This window comes from Pseudomonas sp. RW409 (assembly GCF_003184125.1).
GTDB classification, from domain to species: Bacteria; Pseudomonadota; Gammaproteobacteria; order Pseudomonadales; family Pseudomonadaceae; genus Aquipseudomonas; species Aquipseudomonas chlororaphis_I.
Window position 1 is genome coordinate 199,512 of sequence record NZ_QHHP01000002.1, and the last position, 16,995, is coordinate 216,506.

A 16,995-nucleotide genomic window follows, 5' to 3' on the forward strand; every position below is an offset into this window, starting at 1 on the left:
CCGATGGGTTTCAATCTTTCCGAATGGGCGTTGCGCAACCGCCAGATCGTGCTGTTCCTGATGCTGTTGCTGGCCATTGTCGGGGCGTTGTCCTACACCAAGCTGGGCCAGAGCGAAGACCCGCCCTTCACCTTCAAGGCCATGGTGATCCGCACCAACTGGCCGGGCGCCACGGCCCAGGAGGTTTCCCGGCAGGTCACTGAACGTATCGAAAAGAAGCTGATGGAAACCGGCGAGTACGAGCGCATCGTCTCGTTTTCCCGCCCGGGCGAGTCCCAGGTGACCTTCATGGCGCGCGACTCGATGCACTCGAACCAGATCCCCGAGCTCTGGTATCAGGTGCGCAAGAAAATCAGCGATATCCGCCATACCTTGCCGCCGGGTATCCAGGGCCCGTTCTTCAACGACGAGTTCGGCACCACCTTCGGCAATATCTACGCGCTGACCGGCGACGGTTTCGACTACGCGGTGCTCAAGGATTACGCCGACCGCATCCAGATCCAGCTGCAGCGGGTCAAGGACGTGGGCAAGGTCGAGCTGCTGGGCCTGCAGGACGAGAAAGTCTGGATCGAACTGTCGAACGTCAAGCTGGCGACCCTCGGTCTACCGCTGGCAGCGGTGCAGCAGGCCCTGGAGGAGCAGAACGCGGTGTCCACCGCCGGTTTCTTCGAGACCAGCAGCGAGCGCCTGCAACTGCGGGTGTCCGGTAATTTCCAGAGCGTCGAGCAGATCAGCAATTTCCCGATCCGGGTGGCCGACCGCACCTTCCGGATCGGCGATGTGGCGGACGTGCGCCGCGGCTTCAACGATCCACCGGCACCGCGCATGCGCTTCATGGGCCAGGATGCGATCGGCCTGGCCGTGGCGATGAAGGACGGCGGCGACATCCTGGTGCTGGGCAAGGCGCTGGAGCTGGAGTTCGCCCGGATCCAGAAAACCCTTCCCGCCGGCATGGAGCTGCGCAAGGTCTCCGACCAGCCGGCCGCGGTGAAGACCGGCGTCGGCGAGTTCGTCCAGGTGCTGGTGGAAGCCCTGGCGATCGTGCTGCTGGTGAGTTTCTTTTCCCTCGGTGTGCGCACCGGCATGGTGGTGGCCCTGGCGATTCCGCTGGTGCTGGCGATGACCTTCGCCACCATGTATTACCTGGGGATCGGCCTGCACAAGATCTCCCTCGGCGCACTGGTGCTGGCCCTGGGCTTGCTGGTGGACGACGCGATCATCGCGGTGGAGATGATGGCGATCAAGATGGAGCAGGGCTACGACCGGCTCAAGGCCGCCAGCTACGCCTGGACCAGCACCGCGTTCCCGATGCTCACCGGTACCCTGATCACCGCCGCGGGTTTCCTGCCGATCGCCACGGCGCAGTCCGGCACCGGCGAATACACCCGTTCGATCTTCCAGGTGGTGACCATCGCCCTGCTGGCTTCGTGGATCGCCGCGGTGGTGTTCGTGCCCTATCTGGGCGAGAAGTTGCTGCCGGACCTGGCCAAGCTGCATGCGGCCAAGCACGGCAACGGTGACGGCCAGCCCGATCCGTACGGCACGCCGTTCTATCAGCGGGTGCGGCGGATGGTGGAATGGTGCGTGCGCCGGCGCAAGACCGTGATCGCCCTGACCGTGCTGCTGTTCATTGCCTCGGTGATGCTGTTCCGCTTCGTGCCGCAGCAGTTCTTCCCGGCTTCCGGGCGGCTGGAGCTGATGGTCGACCTGAAGCTGGCCGAGGGCGCGTCCCTGAGCAACACCGCCGATCAGGTCAAGCGCCTGGAGGCGATGCTCAAGGAGCACGCCGGCATCGATAACTACGTGGCTTACGTCGGCACCGGTTCGCCGCGTTTCTACCTGCCCCTGGACCAGCAACTGCCGGCGGCGAGTTTTGCCCAGTTCGTGGTGCTGGCCAAGACCATCGAGGAGCGGGAAAGCCTGCGCAGCTGGCTGATCGAAACCCTCGACGAACAGTTCCCGACCCTGCGTTCGCGGGTCACCCGCCTGGAGAACGGCCCGCCCGTGGGCTACCCGGTGCAGTTCCGCGTCACCGGCGAGCACATCGAGGAAGTGCGGGCCCTGGCGCGCAAGGTGGCGGCCAAGGTGCGCGAGAACCCCCATGTGACCAACGTGCACCTGGACTGGGAAGAGCCGAGTAAGGTGGTCTACCTCAATATCGATCAGGACCGTGCGCGGGCCCTGGGCGTGAGTACGGCCAACCTGGCGAAATTCCTGCAAAGCTCGCTCACCGGCTCCAGCGTCAGCCAGTACCGCGAAGACAACGAGTTGATCGAGATCCTGCTGCGCGGGACCTTGCATGAACGTACCGAGCTGTCGCTGCTGTCGAGCCTGGCGGTGCCCACCGACAACGGCAAGAGCGTGGCGCTGTCGCAGGTCGCGACCCTGGAGTACGGCTTCGAGGAAGGCATCATCTGGCACCGCAACCGCCTGCCGAACGTCACCGTGCGTGCCGACATCTATGGCAAGGAACAACCGGCGACCCTGGTGCAGCAGATCCTGCCGACCCTCGAGCCGATCCGCGCCGAACTGCCGGACGGTTACCTGCTGGACGTCGGCGGCACCGTGGAAGACTCGGCCCGCGGGCAGAACTCGGTGAAGGCCGGCGTGCCGCTGTTCATCGTGGTGGTGCTGACCCTGCTGATGCTGCAACTGCGCAGCTTCTCGCGCACGGCGATGGTGTTCCTCACCGCGCCGCTGGGGCTGATCGGCGTGACCCTGTTCCTGATGGTGTTCCGCCAGCCGTTCGGCTTCGTGGCCATGCTCGGGACCATCGCGCTGTCGGGGATGATCATGCGCAACTCGGTGATCCTGGTGGATCAGATCGAGCAGGACATCGCCGCCGGGCTCAAGCCGTGGCAGGCAATCATCGAAGCGACGGTAAGGCGCTTCCGGCCGATCGTGCTGACCGCGCTGGCGGCGGTGCTGGCGATGATCCCGCTGTCACGCAGCGTGTTCTTCGGGCCGATGGCGGTGGCGATCATGGGTGGGCTGATTGTGGCGACGGCGCTGACCCTGCTGTTCTTGCCGGCGCTGTATGCGGCGTGGTTCAGGGTCAAGAAAACCTGATTTATTTCTGTAGGAGCGAGCTTGCTCGCGATGGACTCAATAGCACCGCAGTGCATCAGGTGCCCCGCGTCATCCTTGATATCCATCGCGAGCAAGCTCGCTCCTACAGGGGGTCGGGTAGGGGTTACAGGGTACCGAACACCTTCTTCGCCAGGCTGGTGGCCGCTGCCGCCGGGTTCTCGCGAATGGTCGCTTCCTGCTTGCCGATCATCTCGAACAGGCCGTTGAGCGCCTGTTCGGTCACGTAGCCTTCGATATTCGCGTTCTTCGCATCCAGCACGCCGAGGGTGGCGGCCTGGCCGGCGAAGGCGTTGTACTGCTTGGCCAGGCCCACCTGGTCGGTGGCCTGCTTGACGATCGGCAGGAACTTCACGCGGATCTGCTCGCGGCTGGTCTTGCTCAGGTACTGGGTGGCGGAATCCTTGCCGCCGCTGAGAATGCCCTTGGCGTCCTCCACGCTCATCTTCTTCACCGCATCCACCAGCAGCGCCTGGGCCTGCGGCACAGCGGCCTCGGCGGCCTTGTTCATGCTGCTCTCGAGTTCTTCGACCTGGGCGCCCATGCCGAACTGCTTCATTTTCTTCGCCACTTTGCCGAGGTTGCCCGGCAACTCGATGCGCACGTCCGGGTTATTGCTGAAACCGCCGGCGGTGCCCAGCTGTTTGACCGCGACCTGGGCTCCCTGGGTCAGGGCGTCCTTGAGGCCGCCGGTGGCGTCTTGCTGCGACAGGTCGCCGAGGGACAGCGCCAGGGCACTGGCGGAGATCAGCAGGCCGGCGCACAGGCTGGTGAAGCGAAGGGAAGAACGGAGCATGGCAGCTTCCTTGTTCAAGAAAAGGGATTAACGAGCCGCGTCGACGCGGATTTTCAGCGGTTGCGGGTCGCTGCCGTCGAGTTTCACCCCGTTGTGCTCGGTGGTGACGAACAGCAGTTTGCCGGCCAGCTCGATCCGCGCGCTGACCGAATAACGGTGCCCGGGTTTGACCTGGGCCGGGTCGTAGCTGAGGTGGAAGGGCAGCGGCACCTGGCCTTTGACCGGGCCTTTCTGTTCGGCCAGCACCACCGCGGGGGCGTCGGCCAGCGACACGTCCTGCAGGCTGACGCTGAGGGTGGCGGCTGGCGGCAGGGCGATGCGTTGCAGGTAGAAGACTTCACCGTCGAGGCTGGCGTTGCTGGCAGGTTGCATGCTGTTACAAGCCCCGAGCAGGGTGGTAAGGGCGAGCAGGGTGAGCTTTTTCATGATGGATCTCCGTATCGGGAGGCGCCAGAAACCGCCTGGCGCCGATAAGAATCTAGTCGCTTTGTTGCGGGGCGGCGACCTGCTCGGCGGCATCTTCGCTGCGGTGCAGGGCCACCTGGCGGATCGACAGGCGAATCTCCGCCGGCAGCACGCGCTTGGCCGCGCCTTCGGCCAGTTCGCCGAGCAGTTCGTGGTAGCTCAGCTTGCCGGCTTCGTCGCGGCGTAGCACGTCCTGCTCCAGCAAGGTCTGGATGAAGTGGCGGAACAGGCTCTTGTCGAAGAACTCCGGGGCATTCAGGCCATGCAGGATCGACAGGCGCTGGGCCATGACCGTGCACAGGTCTTCCAGTTCTTCGGCGCTGATGCTGCGCTGGCCGCTGTTGAGCAGCAGCGAGATGGCCATGTAGAAGCGCTGCAGGGTCTGGGCGATGCTCTTGGACAGCAGGGTCAGCAGCACGAAGTGCCGTGAACTCGGCGCCGGACGCAGGTACAGGTCCTTCTCGAAGCGCAGCAGGCCTTGCTCGACGAAGGCTTCCAGCCACTGGTCGATCACCCCGTCCAGCTCGTCCAGGGACCAGCGGATGAACAGCTCCGACTGCAGGTAGGGATACAGCGCGCGGGTGTAGCGCAGGATCTGTTCGCGGCTCATGCGCGACGAACTCTGGAAGAAGCTCGCCAGCAACGCCGGCAGGGCGAAGATGTGCAGCACGTTGTTGCGGTAGTAGGTCATCAGGACGGCGTTCTGCTCGTCCAGGTAGAGGATCTTGCCCAGGGCATCGCTCTGCTCGGACAGCAGGTCCATGTCCTTCACATGTTCGATCAAGGCCCGGCCGTCGCCTTCCGGCAGGGTGGTGTGGGGCGAGTAGGGGACTTTGCGCAGCAGCGCCAGGTACAGGTCCAGGACCCGGGCCATGGCACGGTCGTCGAGGGCCAGGCGGCTGGTGGAGAGCAACGCCAGGGCCACCAGGTTGACCGGGTTGATCGCCGCCGCTTCGTTCAGGTGCTGGGCGACTTTTTCACCCAGGCGGTTGGTGGTTTCATTGAGCCAGGCCGGCTTGAACTGCGGGCCCAGCTCCTGGGCGCGCCAGCCCGGCTGTTCCTGATCGAGAAACTCGGCCAGCTTGATCGGCTCGCCGAAGTTCACCGCCACCTGGCCGAAGCGCTGCTTGAGGGCGCCGATGACCTTGAAGATGTCGAAGATCGACTCTTTCTTCTTGCTCGCGCCGCGCAGTTCGCCCAGGTAGGTGCGGCCTTCCAGCACGCGCTCGTAGCCGATGTACACCGGCACGAAGACGATCGGCATGCGTGAGGAGCGCAGGAAGCTGCGCAGGGTGATGGCCAGCATCCCGGTTTTCGGTTGCAGCATGCGCCCGGTGCGCGAGCGCCCGCCTTCGACGAAGTACTCCACCGGGAAACCCTTGGTGAACAGGGTGTGCAGGTATTCGTTGAACACCGAGGTGTAGAGCGGGTTGCCCTTGAAGGTACGGCGCATGAAGAACGCGCCACCCCTGCGCAGCAGGCTGCCGATCACCGGCATGTTCAGGTTGATCCCGGCGGCGATGTGCGGCGGGGTCAGGCCGTTGCGGAACAGCAGGTAGGACAGCAGCAGGTAGTCGATATGGCTGCGGTGGCAGGGCACATAGATCACTTCGTGACCGGGGGCGACTTTCTGCACGCTTTCGATGTGGTTGACCTTGATCCCGTCGTAGATCTTGTTCCAGAACCAGCTCAGCACCACTTCGAGGAAGCGGATCGCGGTGAAGGTGTAGTCCGAGGCGATCTCGTTGCCATAGCGCAGGGCCACGGCCTTGGCTTTTTCCGGGGAGATCTTTTCCCGTTCGGCTTCGTCGAGGATCGCCTGCCTGACCAGCGGCTGGTTCAGCAGGCCCTTGACCAGGTTGCGGCGGTGGGAAATGTCCGGGCCGATCACCGCGGCCTTCAGGTTGCGGAAATGCACCCGCAGGATGCGCTGGGCCATGCGCACGGTGCGCTCGTGGCCCTTGTTGTGCTCGATCAGCTCGCGCAGGTGGATCGGCGCGGAGAATTGCACCCGGGTCTTGCGGCCCAAAATCATGATGCTCAGCAGCCGGCGCAGGCGCCCGGTGACCGCCCAGCTGTCGGCGAACAACAGTTTCCACGGGCTCGATTCGCTGTCTGGCGACTGGCCCCAGAACACGCTGACCGGAATGATCTGCGCGTCTTCGGCGGCATTCTGGCTCAGGGCGCTGACCAGGCGGGTCAGGGTCGGTGGCGCGCCGCGCTTGTCCTGGCGGCCGAGCCAGTCCGGGGCCGGGGTCAGGTAGAAGAACGCGGCGGGTTCCAGCAGGTTGCCCACCGAGACCGGCAGCACCGGGCGCGGCAGCCCGGCCTTGGTGCACTCGGTATCGACCACGGCGAGGTCGGTGAGCGAAGGGTTTTGCAGGACGTAGAACACCGGGCGACTGCGGTCGAGGTTGAGGGTGAAGGACGACTGGTTGATCGTCTCCGAGCGAACCCAGAGGTACAACAGTCGGCGCAAGGTGCCAAACACAAGACGGCGGAACGGGGAGCGGGTCATACGGCTTCTGCTTTAGTGGAAAAAACCGAGCAGTTGCTCGGGGCGGCTAGTGTGCCGGATTCACCGAAAATCGGCAAAAAAGCGGCAAACAAGATTGAGTTGAGAGTTTTTGTGCCTGTCATATACTCGCCCGACTGACGCCTGGGCATGTGGGGCCCATCAATAGAAACCCAGGTCCAGGCGAAAGTTCTCACGGCTTCGTTTCAGTAAGCCGACTGATAATAAAAAGACGGAGGATGGATTGATGGCAACTCGCGAGACCGGCAGCGTGAAGTGGTTCAACGACGCCAAGGGCTACGGCTTCATTCAGCGTGAAGGTGGTGCCGATGTATTTGTCCACTACCGTGCTATTCGTGGTGAAGGCCACCGCTCGCTGACCGAAGGGCAGCAGGTTGAATACGCCGTGGTAGAGGGGCAGAAGGGGTTGCAGGCTGAGGATGTAGTGGGCTTGTAAGCGTTGTGCCTTGTAGGAGCGAAGCTTGCTCGCGATAGCGTTGTGTCAGGTAAAACGCTATCGCGGGCAAGCCTCGCTCCTACAGTAATCGGAATCAGGCGGTACGCCAGGTAATCTCTTCTTCCCCGTCGGCGCTGATGCGAATCCAGCGGTCGGCCGATTCTTCACCTTCTTCCTCGACCCAGCTGCCCGGTGCGCAGCGCACTTCGACGTTCAGCGCGGCGAAGGCGGCGCGGGCGCAGGCGATGTCGTCGTCCCACGGCGTCTGGTCGCTTTCCAGGTACAGGCTGTTCCACTTGCCCACGGCTTTCGGCAGCCAGGTCACCGGCACGCTGCCGGCCTTGCATTTGTAGGTCTGGCCTTTCTGCACCCAGTCGCTGCACGGGCCCAGGGCTGCGCCGAGCCAGGCGGCGATAGCCTTGTGGTCGACGTCGGCGTCTTTCAGGTAAATCTCGATATCCGGTTGGCGCATGGATGTCCTCACTGCGGGTCTGAAAAATCCATTCGCGGATTTATTCGGCCTCGAGTCGCTGCTCGAGGCCGTGGATTGATGGGTTATTGCAGAACGAAGTAATCGTAGCGCATCGACACGCTGACCTCGAAGGGCTCGGCCTGCTCGATCACGCTGGCTCGGCGTTCGGCACTGGCGCGCCAGCCGTGGGGCGTCATGGCCAGCAGGTTGGCGCGATCCTGCGGATTGCTCAACGTCAGCTTGAAGTCCAGGGTTTCACTGTGTTGCAGCGCCATGCCCGCGGGCACCAGCGCCAGGTGTTTGTCGTCGGTGTATTCGCGGACCTCGTCGTACAGGCGCTCGCGCAATTCCATCAGGTGACCGCTGGTCGGCCCGACCTTCATCAGGCCGCCGCCAGGGCTGAGCAGGCGCTTGGCTTCCTGCCAGTCCAGCGGGCTGAAGATACTGGCGAGGAACTGGCAGCTGGCATCGGCCAGGGGCACCCGGGCCATGCTGGCGATCAACCAGGTCAGCTGCGGGGCACGGCGACAGGCGCGCTTGACCGCTTCCCGGGAGATGTCCAGGGCATAACCGTCCGCCTGGGGCAGCGCTTGGGCGATCTGTGCGGTGTAGTAACCCTCGCCGCAACCGATATCGACCCAGTGCTGCGGGGCGCGCTCGGCGGCCAGTTCGGCCAGGCGCCTGGCCACCGGGGCGTAATGACCGGCATTGAGAAAGTCGCGGCGGGCTTCGACCATGGCCTGGTTGTCGCCCGGGTCGCGACTGTTCTTGTGCTGCACCGGCAGCAGGTTCAGGTAACCCTGGCGGGCGCGGTCGAAGCGGTGCCCGGCCGGGCACACGACACCGTTGTCGACGGCGCTCAGGGGCGCCGCGCAGATAGGGCAGGCAAGCATCAGGCGAGCAACTTGATCAGGGTCTGGTAGTAGATTTCGGTCAGCACGTCGAGATCGCTGGCCAGCACCCGCTCGTTGACCTGGTGGATGGTGGCGTTGACCGGGCCCAGCTCGACCACCTGGGTGCCGAGGGTGGCGATGAAGCGCCCGTCGGAGGTGCCGCCGCTGGTGGAGGCTTTGGTCTCGCGGCCGGTGACGTCCTTGATGCTGGCCGACACCGCGTCGAGCAGGGCGCCCGGCTCGGTGAGGAACGGCAGGCCCGACAACGCCCACTCCACATGCCAGTCCAGGCCGTGCTTGTCGAGGATGGTGGCCACGCGCTGTTGCAGGCCTTCAACCGTGGATTCGGTGGAGAAGCGGAAGTTGAACACTGCCACCAGCTCGCCGGGGATCACGTTGGTCGCGCCGGTGCCGGAATTCAGGTTGGAAATCTGGAAGCTGGTCGGCGGGAAGAAGGCATTGCCGTCGTCCCAATGCTCCGCAGCCAGTTCGGCCAGGGCCGGGGCGGCCAGGTGGATCGGGTTCTTGGCCAGGTGCGGGTAGGCCACGTGGCCCTGCACGCCGCGCACCGTGAGCTTGGCGCCGAGGGAGCCGCGACGGCCGTTCTTGACCACGTCACCGACCAGGCTGGTGCTCGACGGCTCGCCGACGATGCACCAGTCCAGGCGCTCCTTGCGCGCCGCCAGGCGCTCGACCACGGCCTTGGTGCCGTGGTGCGCCGGGCCTTCTTCGTCGCTGGTGATCAGGAACGCCACCGAGCCTTTGTGGTCCGGGTAGTCGGCGACGAAACGCTCGGTCGCCACCAGCATCGCCGCCAGGCTGCCTTTCATGTCCGCCGCGCCGCGCCCGCAGAGCATGCCGTGCTCGTCGATCAACGCGTCGAACGGGTCGTTCTGCCAGGCCTGGACCGGGCCGGTGGGCACCACGTCGGTGTGGCCGGCGAAACACAGCACCGGGCCTTCGTGCTTGCCGTGGGTGGCCCAGAAGTTATCCACATCCTCGATGCGCATCGGCTCCAGCTTGAAGCCGGCATCGCCCAGGCGCTGCATCATCAGCTTCTGGCAGTCGGCGTCGACCGGCGTCACCGACGGGCGGCGGATCAGGTCACAGGCGAGTTGCAGGGTCGGCGAAAGGTCGGCGTGGGCCGTCATGGGGAAACTCCGAAGCAGGGGCAAGGTCAGGCGCTGCTCTTTCTCCGTAGGAGCGAGCTTGCTCGCGATGGACGCAAGAGCGGCGCAGTGCATCAGGGGCTGCGCGTTATTCTTGATATCCATCGCGAGCAAGCTCGCTCCTACAGAGGCGGCGGCGGGCAAGGCGCGCAAAATGGCGGATATCTTAAAGCAAAACGGCGGCCAGAGGCCGCCGTTTAGTGCTTTGCCGCGATTTATGCCGCCGCCACCGGCGCGCTTTCGGCAACGGGTTTTGGCAGCGACGACAGGAAGGCCATGACCAGCGCCGCCACATACGGCAGCGACTGCACCAGCAGCATGGTCACCCAGAAGCGCATGTCGTTGCTCGGCAGGCCACCCTGCACCAGGTAGATACCCAGCGCCGCGCCCCACAACAGCAGCATGATGAACAGCTCCTCACGGGCTTCCGAGATCGCCACCCAGAAACCGTGGTTGTCGGCATTCTTCGGCGTGCGGAAGAACGGAATGCTGCTGGTGAAGAAACCGTACAGCACCGCCTTGGCGATGGTGTGGGACAACGCCAGGCCGGCAATGGCCGCGCAGAACGCGTCCTTGAGGTTGACCCCGACCGCCCGGCGGTAGAGGAAGATGATCTTGCCGACCTTGAACACGAACAGCGCCAGGGGCGGGATCGCGAAGATCAGCAACGGCGGATCGACGCGCTGCGGCACGATGATCATCGCCGCCGACCACAACAGGGCGCCGAGGGTGAAGAAGATGTTCATGCCGTCCGCCACCCACGGCAGCCAGCCCGCGAGGAAGTGATAGCGCTGGCCACGGGTCAGCTCGGTGTCCTTGCCGCGCAGCAGGCTGGCAGTGTGGCGCTTGATGATCTGGATCGCCCCATAGGCCCAGCGGAAACGCTGTTTCTTGAAGTCGATGAAGGTATCCGGCATCAGGCCCTTGCCGTAGCTTTCGTGGTAGTACGCCGCCGACAGGCCTTTCTCGAACACCCGCAGGCCCAGCTCGGCGTCTTCGCAGATGCACCAGTCGGCCCAGCCCAGTTCTTCCAGGACCGAACGGCGGGTCATGGTCATGGTGCCGTGCTGGATGATCGCGTCACGGTCGTTGCGGGTGACCATGCCGATATGGAAGAAGCCTTTGTATTCCGCGTAGCAGAGCTTCTTGAAGGTGCTTTCGTTCTGGTCGCGGTAATCCTGCGGCGATTGCACCACGGCGATTTTCGGGTCGGCGAAGTGCGGCACCATGTGCTTGAGCCAGTTGCGGTCGACGCAGTAGTCCGAGTCGATCACCGCGATCACTTCGGCGTCCTTGGCGGTGTGCGGGATCAGGTAGTTCAGCGCGCCGCCCTTGAAACCGGCCAGGGGCGCGACGTGGAAGAACTTGAAGCGCGGGCCGAGGGTCTCGCAATAGGCCTGCACCGGCTCCCAGACCGCCGGGTCCTTGGTGTTGTTGTCGATGATCAGGACTTCGAAGTCCGGATAGTCGAGGTTGGCCAGGGCATTGAGGGTCTGTTTGACCATCTCCGGCGGCTCGTTGTAGCACGGCACATGGATCGAGACTTTCGGCCGGTAACTGGAGTCGCCTTCGACCGGCAGGAACTCGCGCCGGCGCTTGTGCACCCAGACCGCCTCGGCCAGTTCATGGGCCTCGGTGAGCAACACGATGAACACCCCGAGCGCACCCAGGGCGAGCAGGAAGCCCACCGTCAGGCTGAACCAGGTGCTGTATTGCTGGCTGTAGTCGTAGCCGATCCACACCAGCACCGAACCGCAGAGGAAGGCGATGAAGGTCAGGAAGGTCCGGCCGCGCTGGCGCAGGGCCGAGCCGTCGATCATCAGCAGGGTCAGGGACAGCAGCGCCAGGACCACCGAGCCGATGGCCAGCACGCGCCACTGCGGGATCGCCACCACCGGGCCTTCGAAGTTGAACTTCTGCTGGCGCGCGGCGTTGAACACGCCCCAGTAGGCGCCCACCGAACCTTCGTCGCTGGCCTTCCACGGCTGGTCGAAGGCTTCGATCACGAAGTAGTTGTAGCCCTGGCGGTTGAGCTTGTTGACCAGGTTACGCAGGTAGATCGCCTGATCCGCCGGGCTGGCGTCGGCGCCGCCACGCATGCGGCCGTTGCTCGGCCAGCCCACCTCGGACAGCAGCAGCGGTTTTTTCGGGAACATCTTTTTCAGGTCACGGGCGCGGTCGAGGACGAACTGCCCGGCCTTGTCCATCGGGATGAATTCCCAGTAGGGCAGGACGTGGGCGGCGATCAGGTCGACGTGCTGGGCCAGTTCCGGGTGTTCTTCCCAGACGTGCCACTGCTCGGAGGTGGTGACTGGCACCTTGACGGCAGCGCGCACGCGATCGAGCAGGACGCTCAACTGGTCGGCGGTGATTTCCTTGCGGAAGATCGCTTCGTTACCGACCACCACGCGCACCACACTGCGCGAGTTGTTGGCGATGTCGATGGCGCGGGTGATTTCACGCTCGTTGCGTTCCAGGTCCGGGCTGATCCAGATCCCCAGGGTCACGCGCAGGCCGAACTCTTCCGCCAGCTTGGGGATGTTCTCCAGCGTGCCGTCGACCGAGTAGGTGCGAATGTTGTCGGTCAGCTTGCTCATGATCTCCAGGTCGCGACGCATTTCATCGTCGGTCGGGAACTGGTCTTTCTGCGGGAACTGGCCCAGCTGGAAAGGCGAGTAGGAAAAGCCGGAGATTTGTGCAGGCCAATTGGGGGCGGAGACCGGGCGGTTGACCAGTGCCCAGAAGCCGGTGAACAGGGCGGCGATTGCCAGAACCACCACCAGGTTGAGTCCAAATTTACGCGATGACATAGCTATTTCGGGTTCCAAAGGGTGTGGAACGGGGGAACGGTCGGCATGCGCCAAGCGGCGCGCATCCTACACTGGCCTTCGGCTGAGCGTACAGCGCACAGGAGAAGGCCGCAGGTTGGGCAATCCAACTCGATTTAAGTTCTCGGCGACGAAATTTTCAGATTGTTCCCTCATTAAAGCAGCCCTGACTGCCATTCATAGGGCAAAGATGCTCTTGGCGGACATCGGCCCTATAATGCGCGCCGGTTTTTGGGGTAATGGTCATGAGTACAGAAGATCCGCGGTTTGCTGGCGTCGCCCGTTTGTATGGCATCGAGGGGCTGGAGCGCTTGCGCGCCGCCCATGTGGCGATCGTCGGGGTCGGCGGTGTCGGTTCCTGGGCGGCGGAAGCCATTGCCCGTTGCGGCGTGGGCGAGATCTCGCTGTTCGACCTGGACGACGTCTGCGTCAGCAACAGCAATCGGCAGCTGCACGCCCTCGACAGCACGGTCGGCAAGGCCAAGGTCGAGGTCATGGCCGAGCGCCTGCGTGGGATCAATCCGGCTTGCACCGTGCATGCGGTGGCGGACTTCGTCACTCGCGAGACCATGGCCGAGTACATCACGCCGAATATCGACTGCGTGATCGACTGCATCGACAGCGTCAACGCCAAGGCGGCGCTGATCGCCTGGTGCAAGCGGCGCAAGATCCAGATCATCACCACCGGCGGCGCGGGCGGGCAGATCGACCCGACGCTGATCCAGGTCTGTGACCTGAACCGCACCTTCAACGACCCGCTGGCCTCGAAAGTGCGCTCGACCCTGCGTCGCGACTACGGTTTTTCCCGCACCGTGACCCGTCACTACAGCGTGCCTTGCGTGTTTTCCACCGAGCAACTGCGCTACCCGAAACCGGACGGCAGCATCTGCCTGCAGAAGAGCTTTGTCGGCGATGGCGTGAAACTCGACTGCGCCGGCGGTTTTGGCGCGGTGATGATGGTGACCGCGACCTTCGGCATGGTCGCGGCGACCAAGGCGGTGGACAAGCTGGTGGCTGGCGTGCGGCGCCCGGCGGACCGGGTCAAGCCCGCGGCCGTTTGACTCTGTAGGAGCGGCCGGTCGACGCTCGATTGCCCGCGAAATGCGGTGTGTCAGATAGACCGCTATCGCGGGCAAGCCTCGCTCCTACAGGGATGGGCGTCAGGCTGAGAGCTCGCGCATCCGCTGCAATACCGCATTCAGCCCATTGCTGCGCGACGGTGACAGCTGGCGAGACAGGCCCAGCTGATTGAACCAGTCCGGCAAATCCACCCGTTGCAGCTCCTCGGCGGACAGACCGTTGACCCGCGCCAGCAGCAGGGCCACCAGGCCACGGATCAGGCGCGCATCGCTGCTGGCGGCGAACTGCCAGTGACCGTCCTGCAAGGTGCCCACCAGCCAGACCTGGCTTTCACAGCCATGCACCCGATTGGCCTCGACCTTGTCGGCTTCAGCCAGCGGCGCCAGGCGTTCGCCCCATTGCATCAGCAAGCGTGCGCGCTGTTCCCAGCCGGGGGCGCCCTGGAAACTGTCGAGGGCGGCCAGGGCTTCGGCGGGCAGGCTCATCGCAACAGCTCCAGGGCCTGATCGAGGGCCTCGAAGAAGCGCTCCAGATCCTCGGAGTCGTTGTACAGCGCCAGGGACACGCGGATCGCCCCGGCCAGGCCGAAGCTTTTCAGCAGCGGCATGGCGCAGTGATGCCCGGCACGCACGGCGATGCCCTGTTCGGTCAGCAGGTGAGCCAGGTCGGCGTTGTGCACGCCATCGACCACGAAACTGACCAGCGCCAGCTGCGGCTTGCCCAGCAGGCGCAGGCCTTTGCGGGCCAGCAGGCCATGCAGCAGGTAGTCGTGCAGCGCGGCTTCATGGGCGTTGACGGCGTCCTGGTCGAGGCCGCTGAGGTAATCCAGGGTCGCGCCCAGGCCGATCACACTGGCAATCGGCGGTGTACCGGCCTCGAAACCCAGTGGGGCGGGGCGGAAGCTGGCGTGCTGGTAGTCGGCCTGCTGGACCATCTCGCCGCCAAACTGCCAGTGACGCAGGCCTGGCAACGCCTCGTTGCGTCCGTAGAGCACGCCGACACCGTCCGGGCCGTAGAGCTTGTGGCTGGAGAACACATAGAAATCGCAGCCCAGCGCCTGCACATCGTGGCGGCCGTGGACCACGCCCTGGGCGCCGTCAACCACGGTCAGGGCGTCGTGCGCCTTGGCCAGGGCCAGCAGCTGCGGCAGGGGTTGCCAGGCACCGAGCACATTGGACAGCTGGCTGACGGCCAGTAGCCGGGTGCGCGGACCGATCAGACGGGCCGCGGCGTCGAGATCGATCAGGCCGTCGTCGTCCAGCGGCAGGACCACCAGGTTGAGGCCGCGACGGTGCGCCAGTTGCTGCCAGGGCAGCAGGTTGGCGTGATGTTCCAGGGCGCTGATGACGATCTCGTCGCCCGGGTTGAACTGGTGTTCCAGGCCATAGGCCAGGAGATTCAGCGCGGAGGTCGCGCCGTGGGTGAAGATGATCTGCCCACGGTCACCGGCATTCAGCCACTGCGCCACTTTGTGCCGGCTGTTCTCGAACGCCTGGGTGGCGTGAGCACCGGGCAAGTGCTGCGCGCGATGCACGTTGGCCGCGCCATTGGCGTAGTAGTGCGCCAGGGCGTCCAGCAGGGCTTGGGGTTTTTGCGTGGTGGCGGCGTTGTCCAGGTAGGTCTGGTCCTGCCGTTGCAGGGCGGCGATGGCCGGGAAGTCGGCGCGCCAGGGGGAGGGTACAAGCATGGTGGCAGAACTCGTTTGAACAGGCCGGGCGCCGATGATAAGCGCCCGGCCGGTTTCAGTGGAACCGAATCGCTGCTTAGTTGTGAGCGTGCAGCGCTTCGTTCAGCTCGATGGCCGATTTGTGGGTCTTGCACTCCACGGCACCGGTCTCCGAATTGCGGCGGAACAGCAGGTCAGGCTGGCCGGCCAGTTCGCGGGCCTTGAGCACCTTGACCAGCTGGTTGTTCTCGTCCAGCAGCGCCACCTTGGTCCCGGCAGTCACGTACAGGCCCGATTCCACGGTGTTGCGGTCGCCCAGCGGGATACCGATGCCGGCGTTGGCGCCGATCAGGCAGCCTTCGCCGACCTTGATCACGATGTTGCCGCCGCCCGACAGGGTGCCCATGGTCGAGCAGCCGCCGCCCAGGTCGGACCCCTTGCCGACGAATACGCCCGCGGAAACCCGGCCTTCGATCATGCCCGGGCCTTCGGTGCCGGCGTTGAAGTTGACGAAACCTTCGTGCATCACGGTGGTGCCTTCGCCGATGTAGGCGCCCAGGCGAATGCGCGCGCTGTCAGCGATACGCACGCCGCTCGGTACCACGTAGTCGGTCATTTTCGGGAACTTGTCCACCGAGAACACTTCCAGCAGCTCGCCGCGCAGGCGCGCTTCCAGTTGACGCTCGGCCAGTTCGCCGAGGTCGACCGCGCCCTGGTTGGTCCAGGCCACGTTCGGCAGCAGCGGGAAGATCCCGGCCAGGTTCAGGCCGTGCGGCTTGACCAGGCGGTGGGACAGCAGGTGCAGCTTCAGGTAGGCCTCCGGGGTGGAGGTCAGCTGGGCGTCTTCGGCCAGCAGGGTGGCGACCAGCGGCTTGTGGCTTTCGGCCAGGCGGGTCAGCAGCGCGGCCTGGGTGGCGTCGATGCTTTTCAGTGCTTCGGCCAGTTGCGCGGCCTGGGCGGTGGTGAAGGTGATGGCCTGGTTGCCTTCGCTGTAGCCCAGTACCGGGGCGATGGCGGCAACGATTTCCGCGGATGGCTTGACCAGGGGGGCGGCGTAGAACACTTCCAGCCACGCGCCTTGACGGTTTTGAGTGCCGACACCAAAGGCCAGGCTGAACAGGGTAGTGGACATGCTGTTACCTCTTACAAAATTGAACGGGCAGGCGTTATTTGATTTCTGCCGCGTAGATATCGGGCTTGAAGCCAATCAGGGTTCGGTCACCGAGATCGAGCACCGGGCGCTTGATCATCGAGGGTTGTGCGAGCATCAGTTCGATCGCTTTCGCCTGGTCGAGATCGGCTTTGCGTTCGTCGTCGAGTTTGCGAAAGGTCGTGCCCGCACGGTTCAGCACCACCTGCCAGCCGTGCTCGTTGCACCACTGGGCCAGGTGTTCGCGGTCGATACCGACCGCTTTGTAGTCATGGAAGTCATAGCTGACAGCGTGTTCATCGAGCCAGGTGCGCGCCTTTTTCATGGTGTCGCAGGCTTTGATGCCGAAAAGGTGCAACGTTTTGCTTGAAGCGGTCAAGGAATTGCCCCCTTTTGAGATGCTGGAGTTAAAGGTCA

Annotated in this window: 14 protein-coding genes; 3 read left to right on the forward strand and 11 right to left on the reverse strand. The window is 64.4% G+C overall.

The genetic code is table 11. The features are described from left to right. The first annotated feature begins 3 nt into the window (after positions 1 to 3). Positions 4 to 3,069, forward strand: coding sequence for an efflux RND transporter permease subunit (locus DK261_RS01025; protein WP_041985754.1), 3,066 nt, complete (start codon positions 4 to 6; stop codon positions 3,067 to 3,069). Positions 3,070 to 3,193: 124 nt separating this feature from the next. Here the strand turns inward: DK261_RS01025 and DK261_RS01030 are convergent, their stop codons facing one another. From DK261_RS01030 to plsB, 3 genes are read right to left on the reverse strand one after another with little or no spacing between them, the layout of a single operon-like run. Further along, positions 3,194 to 3,883, reverse strand: a complete 690-nt coding sequence (locus tag DK261_RS01030) for a DUF4197 domain-containing protein (protein ID WP_009047196.1) — start codon at positions 3,881 to 3,883, stop codon at positions 3,194 to 3,196. A 27-nt stretch (positions 3,884 to 3,910) separates the two neighbouring features. Further along, positions 3,911 to 4,309, reverse strand: a complete 399-nt coding sequence (locus DK261_RS01035; protein WP_041985752.1) for a YbaY family lipoprotein — start codon at positions 4,307 to 4,309, stop codon at positions 3,911 to 3,913. Positions 4,310 to 4,361: 52 nt separating this feature from the next. Beyond that, positions 4,362 to 6,866: a glycerol-3-phosphate 1-O-acyltransferase PlsB gene (gene plsB, locus DK261_RS01040; RefSeq protein WP_009047198.1), complete on the reverse strand. Its 2,505-nt coding sequence runs from the start codon at positions 6,864 to 6,866 to the stop codon at positions 4,362 to 4,364. 244 nt (positions 6,867 to 7,110) lie between these two features. Between plsB and DK261_RS01045 the strand changes: the two genes are divergently transcribed. Then, positions 7,111 to 7,320, forward strand: a complete 210-nt coding sequence (locus DK261_RS01045) for a cold-shock protein (protein WP_007927922.1) — start codon at positions 7,111 to 7,113, stop codon at positions 7,318 to 7,320. Positions 7,321 to 7,414: 94 nt separating this feature from the next. On the opposite strand, the gene DK261_RS01050 is transcribed toward DK261_RS01045, so the two are convergent. From DK261_RS01050 to DK261_RS01065, 4 genes are all read right to left on the reverse strand, one after another. Continuing rightward, positions 7,415 to 7,792: a hypothetical protein gene (locus tag DK261_RS01050; RefSeq protein ID WP_007927921.1), complete on the reverse strand. Its 378-nt coding sequence runs from the start codon at positions 7,790 to 7,792 to the stop codon at positions 7,415 to 7,417. 83 nt (positions 7,793 to 7,875) lie between these two features. After that, a complete protein-coding gene (locus DK261_RS01055; RefSeq protein ID WP_110175166.1) occupies positions 7,876 to 8,685 on the reverse strand; it encodes a putative RNA methyltransferase in 810 nt (269 codons plus the stop codon). Further along, on the reverse strand, positions 8,685 to 9,836 hold the full coding sequence (gene dapE / locus DK261_RS01060) for a succinyl-diaminopimelate desuccinylase (protein ID WP_053268449.1): 1,152 nt from the start codon (positions 9,834 to 9,836) through the stop codon (positions 8,685 to 8,687). Before dapE ends, DK261_RS01055 begins: the two co-directional genes overlap by 1 nt. A 233-nt stretch (positions 9,837 to 10,069) precedes the next feature. Then, the gene (locus tag DK261_RS01065; protein ID WP_038630710.1) at positions 10,070 to 12,664 is read right to left on the reverse strand and encodes a glycosyltransferase; all 2,595 of its coding nucleotides are present in this window, start codon (positions 12,662 to 12,664) and stop codon (positions 10,070 to 10,072) included. Between the two features lie 263 nt (positions 12,665 to 12,927). Between DK261_RS01065 and tcdA the strand changes: the two genes are divergently transcribed. Beyond that, the gene (gene tcdA / locus DK261_RS01070; protein WP_162098622.1) at positions 12,928 to 13,743 is read left to right on the forward strand and encodes a tRNA cyclic N6-threonylcarbamoyladenosine(37) synthase TcdA; all 816 of its coding nucleotides are present in this window, start codon (positions 12,928 to 12,930) and stop codon (positions 13,741 to 13,743) included. Positions 13,744 to 13,842: 99 nt separating this feature from the next. Here tcdA and DK261_RS01075 read toward each other — a convergent pair whose 3' ends face one another. The 4 genes from DK261_RS01075 to DK261_RS01090 all read right to left on the reverse strand — a co-directional run bounded on the left by DK261_RS01075 (position 13,843) and on the right by DK261_RS01090 (position 16,903). Then, positions 13,843 to 14,247, reverse strand: a complete 405-nt coding sequence (locus DK261_RS01075) for a SufE family protein (protein WP_009047204.1) — start codon at positions 14,245 to 14,247, stop codon at positions 13,843 to 13,845. Beyond that, on the reverse strand, positions 14,244 to 15,449 hold the full coding sequence (locus DK261_RS01080; protein WP_110175167.1) for an aminotransferase class V-fold PLP-dependent enzyme: 1,206 nt from the start codon (positions 15,447 to 15,449) through the stop codon (positions 14,244 to 14,246). The genes DK261_RS01075 and DK261_RS01080 overlap by 4 nt, the downstream gene beginning before the upstream one ends. Before the next feature lie 76 nt (positions 15,450 to 15,525). Further along, on the reverse strand, positions 15,526 to 16,560 hold the full coding sequence (gene dapD / locus DK261_RS01085; RefSeq protein ID WP_009047206.1) for a 2,3,4,5-tetrahydropyridine-2,6-dicarboxylate N-succinyltransferase: 1,035 nt from the start codon (positions 16,558 to 16,560) through the stop codon (positions 15,526 to 15,528). 34 nt (positions 16,561 to 16,594) lie between these two features. Further along, positions 16,595 to 16,903, reverse strand: coding sequence for an arsenate reductase (locus tag DK261_RS01090; RefSeq protein ID WP_231999350.1), 309 nt, complete (start codon positions 16,901 to 16,903; stop codon positions 16,595 to 16,597). Positions 16,904 to 16,995 lie beyond the last annotated feature (92 nt).